The organism is Motilimonas cestriensis, from assembly GCF_021295315.1.
GTDB lineage: Bacteria > Pseudomonadota > Gammaproteobacteria > Enterobacterales > CBDFNC01 > Motilimonas > Motilimonas cestriensis.
Genome location: NZ_JAIMJA010000020.1, coordinates 36,729 through 53,488 on the forward strand (window position 1 = coordinate 36,729; position 16,760 = coordinate 53,488).

The 16,760-nt window shown below is 43.0% G+C and carries 18 protein-coding genes and 1 other RNA gene; 12 read left to right on the forward strand and 7 right to left on the reverse strand.

Annotated elements, in window-relative coordinates; genetic code table 11:
• Positions 1–38: 38 nt before the first annotated feature.
• Complete coding sequence (locus K6Y31_RS17070; protein WP_233054144.1) at positions 39–425, reverse strand: hypothetical protein; 387 nt, start codon at positions 423–425, stop codon at positions 39–41.
• A gap of 170 nt (positions 426–595) precedes the next feature.
• Between K6Y31_RS17070 and K6Y31_RS17075 the strand changes: the two genes are divergently transcribed.
• From K6Y31_RS17075 to K6Y31_RS17105, 7 genes are all read left to right on the forward strand, one after another.
• Complete coding sequence (locus K6Y31_RS17075; RefSeq protein WP_233054145.1) at positions 596–1,501, forward strand: hypothetical protein; 906 nt, start codon at positions 596–598, stop codon at positions 1,499–1,501.
• Positions 1,502–1,641: 140 nt separating this feature from the next.
• The gene (locus tag K6Y31_RS17080; RefSeq protein ID WP_233054146.1) at positions 1,642–1,968 is read left to right on the forward strand and encodes a hypothetical protein; all 327 of its coding nucleotides are present in this window, start codon (positions 1,642–1,644) and stop codon (positions 1,966–1,968) included.
• Between the two features lie 24 nt (positions 1,969–1,992).
• Entirely contained in the window at positions 1,993–2,637 is a 645-nt protein-coding gene (locus K6Y31_RS17085; protein ID WP_233054147.1) for a DUF2796 domain-containing protein, read from the forward strand.
• 36 nt (positions 2,638–2,673) lie between these two features.
• Positions 2,674–3,369 carry an ABC transporter ATP-binding protein gene (locus tag K6Y31_RS17090; protein ID WP_233054179.1) on the forward strand — a complete coding sequence of 232 codons (696 nt, stop codon included), beginning with the start codon at positions 2,674–2,676 and terminating at the stop codon, positions 3,367–3,369.
• A gap of 1 nt (position 3,370) precedes the next feature.
• The gene (locus tag K6Y31_RS17095; RefSeq protein ID WP_233054148.1) at positions 3,371–4,627 is read left to right on the forward strand and encodes an ABC transporter permease; all 1,257 of its coding nucleotides are present in this window, start codon (positions 3,371–3,373) and stop codon (positions 4,625–4,627) included.
• Between the two features lie 2 nt (positions 4,628–4,629).
• Complete coding sequence (locus K6Y31_RS17100; RefSeq protein WP_233054149.1) at positions 4,630–5,115, forward strand: DUF3299 domain-containing protein; 486 nt, start codon at positions 4,630–4,632, stop codon at positions 5,113–5,115.
• Positions 5,116–5,408: 293 nt separating this feature from the next.
• Complete coding sequence (locus K6Y31_RS17105; protein WP_233054150.1) at positions 5,409–6,269, forward strand: TIGR03899 family protein; 861 nt, start codon at positions 5,409–5,411, stop codon at positions 6,267–6,269.
• Between the two features lie 32 nt (positions 6,270–6,301).
• Here the strand turns inward: K6Y31_RS17105 and K6Y31_RS17110 are convergent, their stop codons facing one another.
• From K6Y31_RS17110 to K6Y31_RS17135, 6 genes are all read right to left on the reverse strand, one after another.
• Positions 6,302–7,606, reverse strand: coding sequence for a GGDEF domain-containing protein (locus tag K6Y31_RS17110; RefSeq protein ID WP_233054151.1), 1,305 nt, complete (start codon positions 7,604–7,606; stop codon positions 6,302–6,304).
• Between the two features lie 349 nt (positions 7,607–7,955).
• Positions 7,956–8,351, reverse strand: coding sequence for a glycine cleavage system protein GcvH (gcvH, locus tag K6Y31_RS17115; protein ID WP_233054152.1), 396 nt, complete (start codon positions 8,349–8,351; stop codon positions 7,956–7,958).
• Between the two features lie 156 nt (positions 8,352–8,507).
• Positions 8,508–9,716, reverse strand: coding sequence for an FAD-dependent monooxygenase (locus tag K6Y31_RS17120; RefSeq protein WP_251080890.1), 1,209 nt, complete (start codon positions 9,714–9,716; stop codon positions 8,508–8,510).
• Complete coding sequence (gene ubiH / locus K6Y31_RS17125; protein WP_233054153.1) at positions 9,713–10,921, reverse strand: 2-octaprenyl-6-methoxyphenyl hydroxylase; 1,209 nt, start codon at positions 10,919–10,921, stop codon at positions 9,713–9,715. The genes K6Y31_RS17120 and ubiH overlap by 4 nt, the downstream gene beginning before the upstream one ends.
• 18 nt (positions 10,922–10,939) lie before the next feature.
• Positions 10,940–12,247: a Xaa-Pro aminopeptidase gene (gene pepP / locus K6Y31_RS17130; protein WP_233054154.1), complete on the reverse strand. Its 1,308-nt coding sequence runs from the start codon at positions 12,245–12,247 to the stop codon at positions 10,940–10,942.
• Positions 12,248–12,347: 100 nt separating this feature from the next.
• Entirely contained in the window at positions 12,348–12,920 is a 573-nt protein-coding gene (locus tag K6Y31_RS17135) for a UPF0149 family protein (protein ID WP_233054155.1), read from the reverse strand.
• Positions 12,921–13,087: 167 nt separating this feature from the next.
• On the opposite strand from K6Y31_RS17135, the gene zapA reads away from it, so the two are divergent.
• From zapA to serA, 5 genes are all read left to right on the forward strand, one after another.
• Positions 13,088–13,402 carry a cell division protein ZapA gene (gene zapA, locus K6Y31_RS17140; protein ID WP_233054156.1) on the forward strand — a complete coding sequence of 105 codons (315 nt, stop codon included), beginning with the start codon at positions 13,088–13,090 and terminating at the stop codon, positions 13,400–13,402.
• 22 nt (positions 13,403–13,424) lie between these two features.
• Positions 13,425–13,608, forward strand: a non-coding RNA gene (gene ssrS / locus K6Y31_RS17145) — 6S RNA.
• A 59-nt stretch (positions 13,609–13,667) separates the two neighbouring features.
• On the forward strand, positions 13,668–14,282 hold the full coding sequence (locus K6Y31_RS17150) for a 5-formyltetrahydrofolate cyclo-ligase (protein WP_233054157.1): 615 nt from the start codon (positions 13,668–13,670) through the stop codon (positions 14,280–14,282).
• Between the two features lie 36 nt (positions 14,283–14,318).
• Positions 14,319–14,972 (forward strand): ribose-5-phosphate isomerase RpiA, encoded by a 654-nt coding sequence (gene rpiA / locus K6Y31_RS17155; protein ID WP_232803471.1) that lies wholly within the window; start codon positions 14,319–14,321, stop codon positions 14,970–14,972.
• 129 nt (positions 14,973–15,101) lie between these two features.
• The gene (gene serA, locus K6Y31_RS17160) at positions 15,102–16,331 is read left to right on the forward strand and encodes a phosphoglycerate dehydrogenase (RefSeq protein WP_233054158.1); all 1,230 of its coding nucleotides are present in this window, start codon (positions 15,102–15,104) and stop codon (positions 16,329–16,331) included.
• Positions 16,332–16,760 lie beyond the last annotated feature (429 nt).

Below are 16,760 nucleotides of genomic sequence, written 5' to 3' on the forward strand. Positions count from 1 at the left end.
ATAACTTAAACCGAGCTGGCGCACAGCCAAGTCAGCACTTAATTAGGTTTTCTTTGCCCTTTTTTATTCCGGCTATGGCGTAATGGTGTAATTGGATTGGCCTGATCCATCTCTGCAGGCGGATCGATTGGCATAAACAATGGTTGCCCTATCCCTTGATAAGGTCTGTAAAACAAGCCGTTACATTGATAAATCAACTGGGGTTTAGGCCAACTGATACAACCCGCAGGTAATTGGTATAGCCAATTCAGCCCTTGCTGATATTTAAGCTGCTCACGCCATTGGTTTTCTGCCAAAATTTGCTGCTTAAGCGCCCAAGGGTTAGGTTTTTGCTCTGTGCTTTTTTGCACTGTCACCGTGCCCGCTAACACCGGAAACAATGCCTGCAGACAGCAATAAATGAAGATCCATTGTTTGTATTTCATTTGCTCAATTCTCTCTAGAGTCTTTGCTTAGCCATCAATTAGTTCTAAACACGCTCTTTTGTTAAGCAATATCTATTCCATTAACCAAGAAAAAAACACAATAAAAAATTTGATCTAGATCGAGTTTTTGTCCTATTTGTTAAATAGAGACAAGTTTTAATGAGGTGGATATGATGAAGCAATTAATAATGTTACTGATACTGACGGTATCCACTTCAGTGTTTGCGGTTCTCCCCCAAGAAGACGCCGGATCAACATTGAAGCTTGACTGGTTTTGGCAAAATGAATCTGGTAGCCAACAAGTAGCGCAGGCCTTGTTTACTCGTAATCAAGTGAAGCAAGGGGTGCAAGACCAACAAAAAATTAACTTTACCCTTAACTCCCCTATCCGAGCATTACATGGCTATATTGGTCCTCGCCTTATGCATGTACTCGACAGCATCAATTCAGTATCACCAGATCATGCGACAAAATTTGTCAGTATCGAGCATGCTTTTTCAGTGAAAGATGCCAGCCCTGAATCGACTTTGTTTTGGCAGGCCTATTATCAATATCAAGATGATGCTTTTAATTTTTTAAGAGTGAGCCCTTGCTTGGCACAAAATGAGTTAGATGGTCCTTGCATTAGACCTAATTATTCACAGATATTTTACAGCTACCGCCAATCATTTAGTGGCTTAGCTGAGCAATTAAGATCCCATGAAGGTGCATCGATTTCGATTCAAAACGCACAAAGCTGGCTACTCAATATTCCTGACGCTGAAGAGCATCATGATCGCTTCTCCCCTCCTTTAACCGTGCTATTAGAAAATGTGGCTGACAGCGATGAGCGAGCGTTACTACTGGCAACTTTGATCAGTCAAATTGCACCTGACTATCGTATGTTTTTGGTTTACCCAGCTAACAGTAACGGTAGCGCATCACCCGCTTGGTTAACCATTGAAGCGCGAAGTGGCGCAAATGGCACGCCTGTTGTGATTGATAATAATGAACATACTTTATTAACGGGTTCACCTGCGTTACTAAAAGAAATGATGACCACACAAACGCCGATGATCAGTGAACCTTTATATTAAACGCTCATAGCGGTGGCTCATAAATGATGAGCCATTACTTATGATGAGTTTGGATAAAAAAGAGGAAATAAATAGTAAAAACTTCATACAGGTTGATATAACATAACACTTGTTTTGTTGTTTAGCTTTGTAGGGATTTTTTGCTGTCGTCTCCGCGTTTGTTATCTATGCTCTGTTTAACCCTTTGGCTGCTTGGCCAAGGGGCTTTTGCGCTGCACTGGCAACACGACCATTTAACTAAAGTCAATACTATCAATGATGGCCCATGTGCTGTTTGTATTCACATCAAGCAATATTCTCCCCCCAGTTTAACGGTTGCGATTGCAGTGGTAATGACCACAATGCTACTGTTTGTCACCAGCTCGCCCATCATTCCCATTTCGACCCCTTACTATTCAGCAGGCCCCCGCGCACCGCCTTTTTATAGTCATGTCATCAATATTTATTTTCTCTCATTAACACTATGACAACTATTTATAAAGGTTTATACCATGCAATTTCGTTTAAAAAAGATGTTCTCGTTAAGTCTTATCACATTGGCCGGTATCAGTAGCCAAACAACGGCAGCCGATCATGACCATCGCGCCCATGGTAGCCATGAGCATGGCGCAGCTAACATTGATTTAGTGCTCGAAGGTAATGAGCTCGCTTTTGACTGGATGTCACCCGCGGCCAATTTACTCGGTTTTGAACATCAGGCGAAAAATGACGAGCAAAAGCAGAAACTAGCTGAAGTGACATCTCTACTCGCACAACCAAAGCATATTTTAGTCTTACCGGACGCAGCAGGTTGTAAAGTGACAGAGCACAATATCGACAGTGCACTGTTCACTATGAACGCAAGCGCAGATGAACATCATGACGACAAACATCATGACGACAAACATCATGACGACGAACATCATGACGACGAACATCATGACGACGAACATCATGACGATACTCACCAAGATACACATTCTGACGTCACTGTAAGCTATCACTTTGAATGTGCTAACCCCGACGAAATATCATCTCTTTCATTTAGCTTATTTGACCATTTCTTATTAACCGAAAAAGTGCAAATCCAAGGTATCATCAACAGTCAACAAATGGCTAAAACTCTGACACCAAAAGATCACTCATTAACTTGGTAAGGGAGCATTCGCTCAGTATCCATGAATAAATTACCTATTTTAACTATTCAGGATCTCAAGTTCGGTTGGCTGAAAAGCCAACCGCTCACTATTGAGATAGATCACCTTAGTATTAACAAAGGCGATAAAGTATTTTTGAAAGGTCCCAGTGGTTGTGGTAAATCGACACTACTTGGTCTTATGACAGGCATTAACCAACCTTATAGCGGAACAATCTCGATGCTAGGCAAAGAGTTAACTGCGCTAAAAGGTAGTCAGAGGGATCACTTTAGAGCAGATCATTTAGGTTATATTTTCCAACAATTTAATCTATTACCTTATTTGAGTGTGATTGAAAATGTCACGTTACCGTGTTTTTTCTCCAAAGTGCGAAAAAACAAAGCACTGGCTAGCTCTGGCTCATTAGAGCAAGAAGCAAAGCGTTTACTGAGTCACCTCGAGATCCCCACGCAACTAATACATCGCCAAGTTACCGAACTCAGCATCGGTCAGCAACAGCGTGTGGCAGCAGCGCGAGCATTAATTGGCAAGCCTGAATTTATCATTGCCGATGAACCCACCTCATCCCTCGATACTGACGCCAGGGAGTCTTTTATTAAGCTGTTGTTTAACGAATGTGTGGAAACGGATATTAGTCTGATTTTTGTCAGCCACGATGCCAGCTTACAAGGTTTGTTTGACCATCAAATAGACTTGCCAACGCTTAACAAAGCCACTCAAACAGGAGCATGAAATGGCCATTGCTAAATTAGCGCTCAAAAGTTTATATAATCGTCGTGGCACAGCCATTTTAACGGTATTTGCTATTGCCCTTAGCGTCACCTTATTACTCGGTGTAGAGCGAGTTAGAACACAAACCAAAGAAAACTTTGCTAATACGCTATCAGGTACCGATTTAATTGTTGGCGCGCGTACCGGGCAAGTACAGCTTTTACTTTACTCTGTATTCAGAATAGGAAATGCCACGAATAATATTTCTTGGCAAACCTACCAAGAAATTGCCAACGATAAAGCAGTAAAGTGGACCGTTCCCTTCTCGCTGGGTGATTCCCACCGTGGTTTTCGCGTGCTCGGCACCACACCCGATTACTTTAAATATTACCGATTTGGCCAAAAGCAACATTTAAACTTTCACCAAGGACAGTCTTTTGGTAGCCCGATTGAAGCAGTACTTGGCGCGGAAGTAGCGAAAAAGCTTAACTACCAACTTGGCCAAGAGATCGTTATCGCTCACGGCAGCAGCGATGTGTCGTTTACTAAGCACGACAACTTGCCCTTTAAGGTCGTGGGTATTCTCGACCCGACAGGAACCCCAGTTGATCGTACGGTGCATGTTTCATTAGCAGGCATTGAAGCCATTCATTTTGGTTGGCAAAATGGCGCCCCACGTGGCGGTCAGCTGCAAGCAGATCAATTAGATCAAGTAGCACTTGAACCTGAGGTGATCACGGCATTTCTTGTAGGATTAAAATCCAAAATGCATACCTTTGCATTACAACGGAAAATAAATGAATACCAACAAGAAGCGATAATGGCGGTGCTTCCGGGGGTGGCATTGCAAGAGCTATGGAGTACGATGAGCATGGCCGAGAATGCCTTACTAGTCGTGTCAGGTTTTGTCGTGGTGTCTGGTTTATTAGGCATGTTAACCACTCTACTCACTAGCTTAAATGAACGGCGCCGTGAAATGGCCATCTTACGCTCGGTTGGCGCAAGACCAGGCCATATATTTAGCTTGTTAATTTCAGAAGCGGGCTTGCTCGCACTGGCTGGAGCCTTAACCGGAGTGAGTTTATTATATGGATTGATTTTGATAATACGGCCTATTGCCATGGATATGTTTGGTATCTATGTCCGGTTATCTGCTTTAACCCAATATGAACTTATTTTATTATCGATCGTGGTAATATCTGGTTTTATTATAGGTTTATTTCCCGCATGGCGCGCATACCGCATGTCCCTTGCTGACGGCATGACTATTAGGATATAACAATGAAATACTTGAAACACATAATATTAAGCGCTTTAGTCGCCTTGCCGATGCTGGTTCAGGCTGAAGCGATAACGATGGAATGGGAAGAATTATTACCTGAAGCGGAGCGCATTGCACAAGCTAAAGCCGCTGAACTCAACCATGATGGCAGTGTAGTCAATCAACCTCAAAGCCAAGAGGTTAATGTTCGCAGTGACCTTAATGGCAAAACGATCCGTCTACCCGGCTTCGTGGTACCTTTAGAGGGCGATGAAAACACGATTACTGAGTTCTTTTTGGTACCTTACTTTGGCGCTTGTATTCACGTACCACCACCACCACCAAACCAAATCATCTACGTCAAATATCCAAAAGGTGCCCCCGTTGATGATGTTTGGGGCGCCGTATGGATTGAAGGAACGATTAAAGCAGAAACCATGAGTAATGATCTGGCGACGGTCGGATACACCATGGAAGGTATTAAGGTTGAGGTTTACGAAGAGTAGAAGAAACGTTCTGATTGGTGATAGTTCAATTACCACTATCACCAATCAGAGCCCCAGAGGGATAATAAGGTCAGTAAATGTAAGCAGCCAACGCCACTAATCCCACTAAATAGCCGACACCTAACAGAATATTCCATACTTTCTTTTTCAAAATAATCATGCCATTCTCCTTTAGAGCCTGTCTATCTGTATTGGATAACAAACGCTAGCTTTACCTGTTAATAATTTTAACATTTCAGCAACAATGCGCAACTGCTATTGTTTAACATAATGATAACAAACGAGGAAAGGGTATGGCTGAAGCAAAAAGCTCCCTTGATAAACTAACTGAAAAGTCGGAAAAGCAGCTCTTTAATAGTAAACATAAAACCATGGCATTAGCTCGCCAATACGGAATTGAAGGTGGCCTTACTAATGTTGCAGACAGTACGGTACTAACGAGGGCCAAAAAACGCATGGCCTTAGAGTTGTCGCAAAAGCAACATAATCTAGAACAAATCATGCAAGCCACTCATACCGAATGTGGTGAAGATGATGCAGCAAGAGAAGTTGATCCTGATTGGATGTCAGCTTATTTGCGTTTAGCAGAAACCATCAGTAGCAAAAATATGCAGGCATTGTGGGGAAAAATTTTAGCGCAAGAAATTACCAGTCCAGCGAGCTACTCAGTACGAGCCCTAGAAACACTGAAACAAATGACCAACCGAGAAGCCATTATTTTTCAAAAATTATGTCAGCTAAGTTCAACATTTGCAGGGGATCCGGCGCGAAAAATTATCACCGGCTATGTGCGTTTACCTACGTCATTTCAGCTTTTTACACCGCTGCACAGTCAAAAACTATCACTGGGTAAGTTTCGCTTTCCCTATTCTAACGTTATGCTAATGGCTGATTTAGGGTTAATTTATCAAAGTGAATTAGAGTCGGGAGAAATGAGCCCAGGCCAACCCCTTAATATTAATTATCACGACTTGCCCATCAGCTTAGTACCAAACGGTAAACGCTTAAAGCTGTATTACTATAAGTTTACGCAAGTTGGCAATGAACTAAGTAAACTCATTAGTAATGATGCGTTAGTTGAGTATGTTGAAGAGCTGACGCTAATACTCGAGAGAGAATTTCAAATAACCAGCTCTATTAAAAGTAAGGCTTAGCCGGCAATCAGCAGCCTAAGCCTTAAATAAAACTAGCCTTTAGGGTTAGAGTGAAAGCTAACCACTCGATTTCGACCTTTAGATTTGGCCTTGTAAAGGGCTTCATCAGCACGCGCTATAAATTCACCTGTACTTTCCTGCCCCATTTGAGTAACCCCAAAGCTACAGGTGACTTTCACACCATCAGGCCATTGTGACACCTCTAGCAGAGACCTGATTTTTTCAGCCAGTTGAGAAGCCTGATCAAGCTCAGTATTGGGACAAACCAGTAAAAATTCTTCCCCACCCCAGCGAACAAGACTATCACCCTGTCGTGTTAGGCCAGTAACTAAACCAGCAAATACTTTTAACACCTCATCACCCACATCATGACCATGTACATCATTGATTTGCTTAAAATGATCAAGGTCCATAAACACAATTGATAATGGTGTTTGTTGCAGGTAAACCAGCTGAACTTGCTCAAACAATGAATCTCGGATCCCAGCTCTGTTTCTCGCGCCGGTCAACGGATCACGTTTTGCCATAGTTTCAAATTTCTTACTTTCTAACTTTAACGCTTCGGTTAATGACTCAAGTTCAATGGCTTTCTGTCTCGTGCTAGATAAGTCCACTCTTAATCGCTTTAAATCTGAGAGTAAATAGATAATAGCAAACGCAATCCACACCCCTATTATCCCTGTCAAGAATACGGTTTCAGGGATTAACTTACCGTCAAATCTTATTTCCTCCACGACAATCTTTACCGGCCCTTCAGAAATAAGGCTACCCGTTGCAATCTCAAGCACTGACACATTGGTAAAGTCAGGTGCAAAGTGCTCCAACGGAATATTAAGTTCGGAAATCCACCATGAGGCGACCTGAAAGTTTTTCAGAGGAATCGTCACTTCAGACGAATATAAGTTTGGCTCGTACTCTACCTCGTTAACTTTCAGGGTAGCGTCATTGTGAATATCAGTATAGGTAGGATGAAAGTTTCGAATATAGAAACGGATTCGCTGCGATCCTTCACCTTCATAGCGTGCGTCAAGAGTAACCGTATCATATTTAGAAATATCAATACCTTCCGATATTTCTGACAGTTTTATCGCAAACTCACAAAATGGCCAGGCGTAAGCCTTGACGATATTGCATTCCAGCACTATCCCTTGCGGCGTCAGTGTTAAGGTAGCGGTAGTTTTACCACCTTGGGACTCATCGGTAATCGGTTTGAATGCATAGTCAGACTCGGCGTTAATCACTAGGCTAGTATTAAAACTGTGCTGGTAAGCAAATAGCGAAATCACCGAGAAGAGTACCAATAACAATAACCCTGTACTTAAGGACTTTGACTGCATAGTACGCTCCATAGTTAATCACCTGTCCGGTAATAAGTTAACTAAAATGATTCATGAAGTTTGGCGAATGGCCTTACTCATCAGCTCAGTCTTGCTGAACAAGGACCAAACTAGACGACACATAATTGATGATGTTAACTATACAAAAATAAACCCAATGAAACCGAGAGCTATTTCAATAAGTTAATTTAAGAGTAGTAAATAGGTGGAAGGCTGCCAACTATATAGTCAGCGGCCACAAGTGGGATTAATATTTATCAAACAAAACAATGAATTAGCTAAAAATAAAGTCGATTCAGTGCGCTATTATAACCAACATACTGATGTCCCTATAACACAGAGAAAGGCTTTATTCTTCTTCTTCAATGATCCCTTCAAGGTAGTCATCGGCATCTAACAAACTATCAAACTCGGTATCATCAGACGCTCTGATTTGCAGCACCCAACCATCATCGTAGGGATCAGCATTGATTAGACTGGGAGAATCAGGCAACTCTTCATTTAGCTCAGAAATTTCACCACTTAAAGGAGAATAGATTTCAACGGTCGTTTTTTCAGCATCAACTACAAAACATTCATCACCCGCATCAAGCTCATCACCAACATGGGGGAGCTCGATACTGTAAACGTTTCCTAATTGGCTTTGCCCATGGTCAGTAATACCCAAGGTATAAATGCCATCTCCTTCACTTCTCACCCAGACATGGGTATCGGTATATTTTAAATCATTCGGCAATTGGCTCATTTTTACTCTCCCAATAAAATAGGCCTATATTCAAAAATAGGTTATTAGCGTCTGCTCAATCATCTACACAGCGTAGCCAAATAATAGTTAACTGCAAGGTGATTGGGTGCTGATTTTTTTACCGCTTAAACAAACCGGAAGTATCATATTTAGCATCTAAAGCCGGGCTAACTCAGGAAGCTCACCAGCCAACCCCATGGCTTGTTTAAGTAAGGTATTTTTCACTAAAGGTGCATTATTCACTAGGCTCAAACCAACATCTCGGATCAATTTTTTAAGTGGATGTTGGCCACTAAAGCCTTGTTTTAATGCTTCCATAGCGACAATCATTTCCATTGCCTGACTCTTACGCCAGCGCTCGTAACCCCGTAACTGCGCAAGTTGGCCAATATCTAAACCAAGGGCTAAGTTTTTCTTTATTTCTTGAGCCAGTGCTGTCGCATCCATCAAACCAAGATTAACCCCTTGACCAGCAAGGGGGTGAATAGTGTGTGCAGCATCACCGATTAAGGCAACTCGATGTTTGGCAAAGTCTCGCGCATAACGCATTCGTAGCGGCACACTATGGCGATCACCTAGTACCTGACACAAACCCAATCGGTTATCGAATGCCATAGCCAGCTGCTTATTAAACTCATCGTCAGATAGCTCCATCAACATTGATGCTCGCTCTGGGCTTGTGGACCAAACTATCGAACAATGATGTGGATTAAACAACGGCAAAAAAGCCAGCGGGCCTTCCGGCTTAAAAATTTGCCAAGCGGTATTTTGATGGCACTCGGCAGTCGCAATAGTCGCCACCAGCGCATGGTGCTGATAATCACGAAAGGTGAGCGGAATAGCCGCTTGCTTACGTACCCAAGATTCGGCCCCGTCAGCGCCAACCACTAATTTACTGGTCAAAGCATGGCCATTATCTAAAGTTATCCAAGCTTCTCCTTCGCCTAAGGCCAGCTGTGCTATTCGCTGAGGACAAAATATACGCACATTTTCTTGTGTCTCTAAGGTATTAAGTAATGCCAATTGCAGATTACGGTTTTCAATAATATGACCTAGATTGGGAGTCCGATTTTGCTGAGCAGAAAATTGTAATTGCGCAAAACTATCTTGATCCCAAACCTGCATTTGTTCATAGGCCTGGCTTCGTGAAATATTTAAGTTTGGCCAGACGCCCAGTTTTTCTAACACGGTTTGACTGGCGGCATTAATCGCACTAACACGGTTGTCTGCTATCTCACTAAATTCTGGCTCGAGCTCACGGCCTTCTATCACCGCAATTTTAATCGGCGCATCATATAATGCGCGGGCTAATGTCAGCCCGACCATTCCACCGCCAACAATAACAAGGTCAAAAGACTGGATCATAATGGTTTCGCCTGAAAAAGTTCAAAATGGCCTAAGGCTTGGTAGCTTAAGGGTTGCTTTAATATGTCAAAGGTATCCATTAAATGTAATGCGCTATTACGGGCTTTAACTAAGGGCCAATAGTTGTTAGCAAACGTTCGCGCCAATAAGTCAGTCATAAAAATGGTTCGTTGATGGTCGCCTTCCCGTTGCTGCCAATAGCGGTCTAGCGTCGTAAACGCACCAATATCAGACGCTTGGGCAATCGTACTCGCGAGCACAAACAAATCACGCAGGCCAAGGTTATAACCTTGACCCGCAACGGGATGCAAAGTGTGGGCGGCATTACCAATTAACACACTGCGATGACTGACTGGCATCGGGGATTGTGTGAGTGACAAAGGGTAAGCGGTGCGAGCACCAAGGCGCGTAAACTTACCTAAACGAAAACCAAATTTTTGCTGCAAAGCGGCGCCAAAGTCAACATCAGATAAGGCCATTAACTGCTCAAGCTGATGATTATGCACCGACCAAACCAGTGCACTGCGATTATCAGACATAGGTAATAACGCCAAAGGCCCCGCATCCGTGAAGCGCTCAAAGGCGCGTCCTTGATGCAACTCGCTGGTTAATACATTAGCAATAATTGCGCTGGTGCCGTAATCATCCGTTTGTTGCTGTAATTTGAGTAATTGCCGACAACGGCTGTGTCCGCCATCGGCGCCAACCAATAACGATGCTTGTAATTGCTGGCCCGAGGCGAGTGTGACGGTGACACAGTGTTGGCATTGGGCAATTTCTTCAACACTGTCAGGACAGATCCAAGTTAAGTTTGGCAAGCGAGATAAACGCTTATTGAGAATGTCACCCGCATTGATAAGCTCAATCACATAGCCCAACGCGTCAAGCTGCTCTTGTTTCGCGCTCAGATGCGCTAAGCCAGAATGCCCTCGGTCTGAGACATGTATGTGAGAGATAGACGTAGTTTGCAATGAAAATTCAGACCAGAGACCAATCTGTTGCAGTAATTGCGCCGAGCCATACGATAGCGCTATAGCCCGACTGTCAAAGCCAGGATGTGCTTCTTGGCTAGCGGCGACGGCATCCACTAACGCAATTTTTAGATGTGGCGCTAAATAAGCCACCGCGCATGCGAAAGTGGCACCAACCATGCCTCCTCCCACTATGATTAAATCAACATCTAGCGTCGCATTGGTCTCTGCCATGTCTGTCTTCACTTCTTATTATTTAGATTGCGCCATTAACGCCTCGATATCGGCAATGGATTTAGGCGCAGCTGCCGTTAAGTTATCAATACCTTGCTGTGTGATAACAATATCGTCTTCGATACGAACGCCGATGCCGTGCCACTTAGGATCCACATCTGCAGACGCTGCAATATACAATCCTGGCTCAACGGTAATCACCATGCCCGGCTCAAGTAAACGTGAACGGTCAACAGATTGATAATCGCCCACATCATGTACATCTAACCCTAACCAGTGGGATAGTCCGTGCATATAAAAAGCTTTGTATGCTTGCTCTTCAATTAACTGCTCGACTTCGCCTTGCATTATACCTAACTCAACCAAACCAGAAACCATGATATTTAAAACAATATCATTAGCTTGCTTAATTGATTTACGTGGGCCGAGTGCCGCAAGTGCCGCCTCTTGTGCATCTAGCACTAATTGATAAATCGCTTTTTGTTCCAGACTAAACTTGCCATTAACAGGAAATGTGCGCGTAATATCCCCCGCATAACCGGCATATTCAGCACCAGCATCAATGAGCACTAATTCACCGTCCACCAGCTGCGATTCATTTTCGGTGTAATGTAAAATACAAGCATTTTCGCCACCACCGACAATGGTACTATAGGCTGCGTCGCGCGCGCCAAGCATGGCAAACTCGTGTAAAATTCCCGCTTCCAGTTGGTATTCCCAAACGCCAGCACGACATTCTTTCATCGCTCGAATATGACCAGCAACAGAAATATCGGCGGCTTTACGCATCAGTTCAATCTCTGTCACTGATTTAAAAAGACGCATTTCGTGTAACTGTGGACGCCAATCAATAATTTGACGAGGCTCGCGCCAACCTTGACGAGCACCTTGGCGCAGACGTGTTAGGGTTTGTTGTACCCTAGCCTCAGCAGCAGGATGCTGATTAAGCACAAAATACAAACTATCAACCTGATTCAACAATTCGACTAATTGCTCGTCTAACTCTGATAACTCAAATGCTTGATCAATAGCCAATGTCGTTATTGCCGCTTTTGCGCCTAAACGCCGCCCGTGCCAAATTTCAGCTAATGCGTCTTTTGGACGACAAAACAAAGTGCGACTTAATTGATTATCTTTTTTAACTAAAACGAGCCAAGCGTCTGGCTCGTTAAAGCCAGTCAGGTAATAAAAATCACTGTCTTGGCGAAAACGGTATTCCGTATCACGGCTACGTGTTTGCTCGTTCGCTGCGACAAAAATTGCAGCACTGTTGTCTCGCATCAACTCGCCGAACGCTAACTGGCGTAGATGAAATTCAGATTGCATGAAATAACCTTTATTAAAGAAAGTTAATAATTAAGCGCTAGCTTAGAGTTAATAATTAGGTACTAGCTTAAAGTTCATAATTAAGCTTTACCTAGTGCTATTAGTGCAGCGTGGGCTTATCGTTAGTTGTAGTGAGAGGTTGCGCAAACTCGTTAAAACACAGCAATGCGCCAATACGTAAATATTCAACGACCTCGTTAAACGCCAGCTCACTTTCTTCGTCTTCTTGTTCAAAATCGAGCGAAACTTGAGATATGTCGCGGATGTCGGTGATTAATTCTTGAATATTTTCAGGTGCTTGATTCAATTTTGATTGCATAATGCCAAAACCAACGAGAAAGCTTTGCGCCCATTGCGCCATCGCTTCAGCGCGCTCATCAAGCGGCACCTCATCATCAGGTAGTAATAGCTTAAATCCCATATTGCCGTCGGTAAGTTGCTCACAAATAATAGAATAAAGCTGTGTCGCGGTTTTTTTTGCTTCAGCTGGTAAGCCTAACCCTTCATTGATTAAATCATTAAAGGGGGCTTCCCAACTGGTCGCATCGAGTTTCACTCCCGCACAAACCAGCCCAGCTAAAACACCATGAACTTCCGCCGCGCCCACCATTAATGACGCTGATTCGAAGATACGGGTCACTTCATCAAAATCCGGTAATGTGTTTTTATTCATGGCCAACCTAAACTCACAATTAAAATTAATATATTACCTTAAATCCTAACATTGCCTTACTCTTGGCGCTAGCTAGGACTTGAAAGTTCACCCGTTGGCCTTTATAGTCGCAGCAGTTAGACATCTGAAACAGATGTTCGGTTAATTCTTGTGTTCGGAGTTCAGTGATGAGCCAATCGGCTGTCGAGATCAATATTTTAGGCAAATGTTACAAAATGGCTTGTCCACAAGGACAAGAAGATGCGCTTCTTGGCGCAGCAGAAATATTGAATGAGAAAATTGCTGACCTAAAACAGCGCACTAAGATAGCAAAAAGCGAACAGCTTGCAGTGATGGCTGCGTTAAATTTTTGCCATGAACTAAAATTAGAGCAAGCTAAAAATAATGAGTATGCTGATACCATGGCTCAACGCATTCAAATGTTACAAAGCACCATTGAAAATGCATTGATCGAAAAAGGCATCAACACTAACGAGAAGTAAGTCTCGTACAATAATACAATTTTAATTCCTGGGGTGTTTGTCAATACGGTGACGTCCCTGAGCCGATAATTACAACACCGGAGATTTTGCTTGTTACTATTGCGCAGGCTCAGCATGTACTGAGAAGCCTACGGTAATGACAAAATCACCACCTTGAGCCGTCGGGTTCAAGGGCTTATACCGTGTAACGGCACCCTGGGTACTCCATCTTTAGGAACAGTACATTTACTGTGCTAATGTCAACAAACACTACGGACTTTTCGCCATGCAGAAAACCCGTCACCAAATAAGACAAGACGTACGTCAACTCAGACGTCAACTTAGCCATCAGCAGCAACATGATTACAGCCATCAACTTAAGCAGCAATTAAGTCAGCATCCCAAACTGAGTAACGCCAAGCAGGTCGCACTTTACCTTGCTAACGACGGCGAACTTTGCCCGCAGCCATTAATTGAATGGTGCTGGCAGCAAGGAATAAAAACATACTTGCCAGTACTTGACCCTATTAATGAAGGCCACCTGCTCTTTTTGCACTACCACGCCAATAGCCCAATGAAAACCAATAAATTTGGTATTGCTGAGCCTTGCCTCCAATCTAACCAAAAAGCCAGCATTGATCAGCTTGATGTCATCTTCACTCCCCTTGTAGCGTTCGATCATTTCGGTAATCGCCTAGGTATGGGCGGCGGTTTTTACGATCGGACTCTAGCAAACGTAAGTCACACCGATAAATCACCTTACACCATTGGTCTTGCCCACGATCTTCAATGCTTACCTAAACTCCCAATTGAAGCTTGGGACGTCCCCTTACCAGAAGTCATTACGCCCAGTAAAATCTGGTCTTGGGGGAGTGTTTTTAAGCCCGAGGATACGCTATAATCCGCGCTTCTTTTACCGTACTCTCGGAGCATAAGCATGACACAAGATGAAATGAAAAAAGCCGCTGGTTGGGCTGCACTAAAATACGTCGAAGAAGGCTCTATTGTTGGTGTTGGTACAGGCTCAACCGTGAATCATTTTATCGATGCCCTAGGTACGATAAAACATGACATAAAAGGCGCAGTATCAAGCTCTGAAGCCTCAACTGAACGCTTAAAAGCATTAGGTATTGAAGTATTTGACCTAAATAATGTTAGCGATCTAAGCATCTATGTTGATGGTGCCGATGAAATAAATGCTCACAACTACATGATTAAAGGTGGCGGTGCGGCATTAACCCGTGAAAAAATCGTGGCAGCGGTTGCTGATAAGTTTATTTGCATTGTCGATAACACTAAACACGTTGATGTATTAGGTGATTTTCCATTGCCAGTGGAAGTGATTCCAATGGCACGCAGTTATGTAGCACGTGAATTGGTTAAGCTGGGCGGCGATCCAGTGTACCGAGAAGGCGTAATAACCGATAACGGTAACGTCATCATTGACCTGCATAACGTAAAAATTCTAGATCCGATCAAGCTAGAACAACAAATTAACAACATCGTTGGCGTTGTTACCAATGGTCTATTTGCCCAACGTGGTGCAGATGTAGTCCTTGTTGGCAGCCCGGATGGCGTTAAAACGTTATAATTAGATCAAAAAAAGTGGCGTTAATGCGCCACATACGGGTTTTTTGTAGTAAATTTTCTAAAATAATTGTATCTTGTCAATGTTGACAAAATTTGAGCAATTGACACATTTGGGTTCGAGGGAAGTAGCATGACCACCTTTTCACTAGGCAAGGAAAAAATCAAAATTCTTCTGTTAGAAGGACTACATAGCAGCGCTGAAGAGACTTTTAGAGCCGCGGGTTACACTAACATTGAAGCGTTAAAAACCTCCTTAAGCGAAGAAGATCTGAAAGAAAAGATCAAAGACGTTCATTTCGTTGGTATTCGCTCTCGTTCAAACTTAACAGAAGACGTAATTAACGCAGCTGAAAAGCTCGTTGCTATCGGTTGTTTCTGTATTGGTACTAACCAAGTTGACTTAAAAGCAGCGCAAATCAAAGGTATCCCTGTATTCAACGCGCCGTTTTCAAATACACGCAGCGTAGCTGAAATGGTGTTAGGTCAGATCCTAATGCTACTTCGCGGTATTCCTGAGAAAAATGCCAAAGCACATCGCGGTGAATGGCAAAAGTCTGCTGACAATTCTTACGAAGCGCGTGGTAAAAAACTGGGCATCATAGGTTACGGCCACATTGGTACACAGTTAAGCATTCTAGCTGAAAACCTTGGCTTTAACGTTTTCTATTACGACATCGAAAATAAGCTATCACTCGGTAATGCGACTCAAGTTGCAAGCCTACCTGAGCTTCTTGCTATGTCAGATATTGTTAGCCTACATGTACCGGAAACCGCGTCTACTAAGCTGATGTTTGGTGCCACTGAACTATCACAGATGAAGCAGGGCTCAATCCTGATCAACGCTTCACGTGGTACAGTAGTTGATATTGATGCACTAGTTGAAACGTTGAAAACAGACAAGCTATACGGCGCAGCGATTGACGTATTCCCAGTAGAACCAAAATCAAACAACGACGAGTTTGTGTCGCCACTACGTGGTTTTGATAACGTGATCCTAACGCCACACATTGGTGGTAGCACCCAAGAAGCGCAAGAAAACATTGGTTACGAAGTTGCTGGCAAACTAGTGAAATACTCAGATAACGGTTCAACTTTATCTGCAGTTAACTTCCCTGAAGTTTCACTACCAGAGCACGTTAAAACCAGCCGTTTACTGCACATCCATGAAAATATTCCTGGCATCATGATCCAAATTAACCAAGCATTTGCTGATGAAGGTATCAACATTGTAGGTCAGTACTTACAAACCAATGAAAACATTGGTTACGTGGTGATTGACGTTGCGAGTGATGATCGCGAAGGCGCGCTGGCTAAGCTTAAAAATATCAAAGGCACCCTGCGTGCGCGCGTATTGCACTAATCGCTAAACATTAATGCTCTTGTTTAAAAGGTGGCTTGGCCACCTTTTTTATTGCCTATATTTATCTAAACCGCCTTTTCACTGCTCATTCCAATCATCATTTTTCGCAATTAACTTGAGTAGTTGCAACACCGGCCAAAAAAATAACGATGAGAGAGATCACAATATTCACAAAACTGTCACTAAAAATATAGCTCCGAACAGTAAGAAGTTAGCGATAAAACAGAATATAATGCTAATTTTAATAAAAAAATATAACGATTTTGCTAAAAATAACCCCCATTAAATCTGCTCAGCAACGTTCTACTTCACCCAAGATAGCGCTATCAACCTCGACCAGTCAACAAGTGAAACTTAAAAACATTCATGTCTGAGAATGCCACCTCAAATAGATAAAAAAACTATAAAACAACCAAAAAACAGATTAAT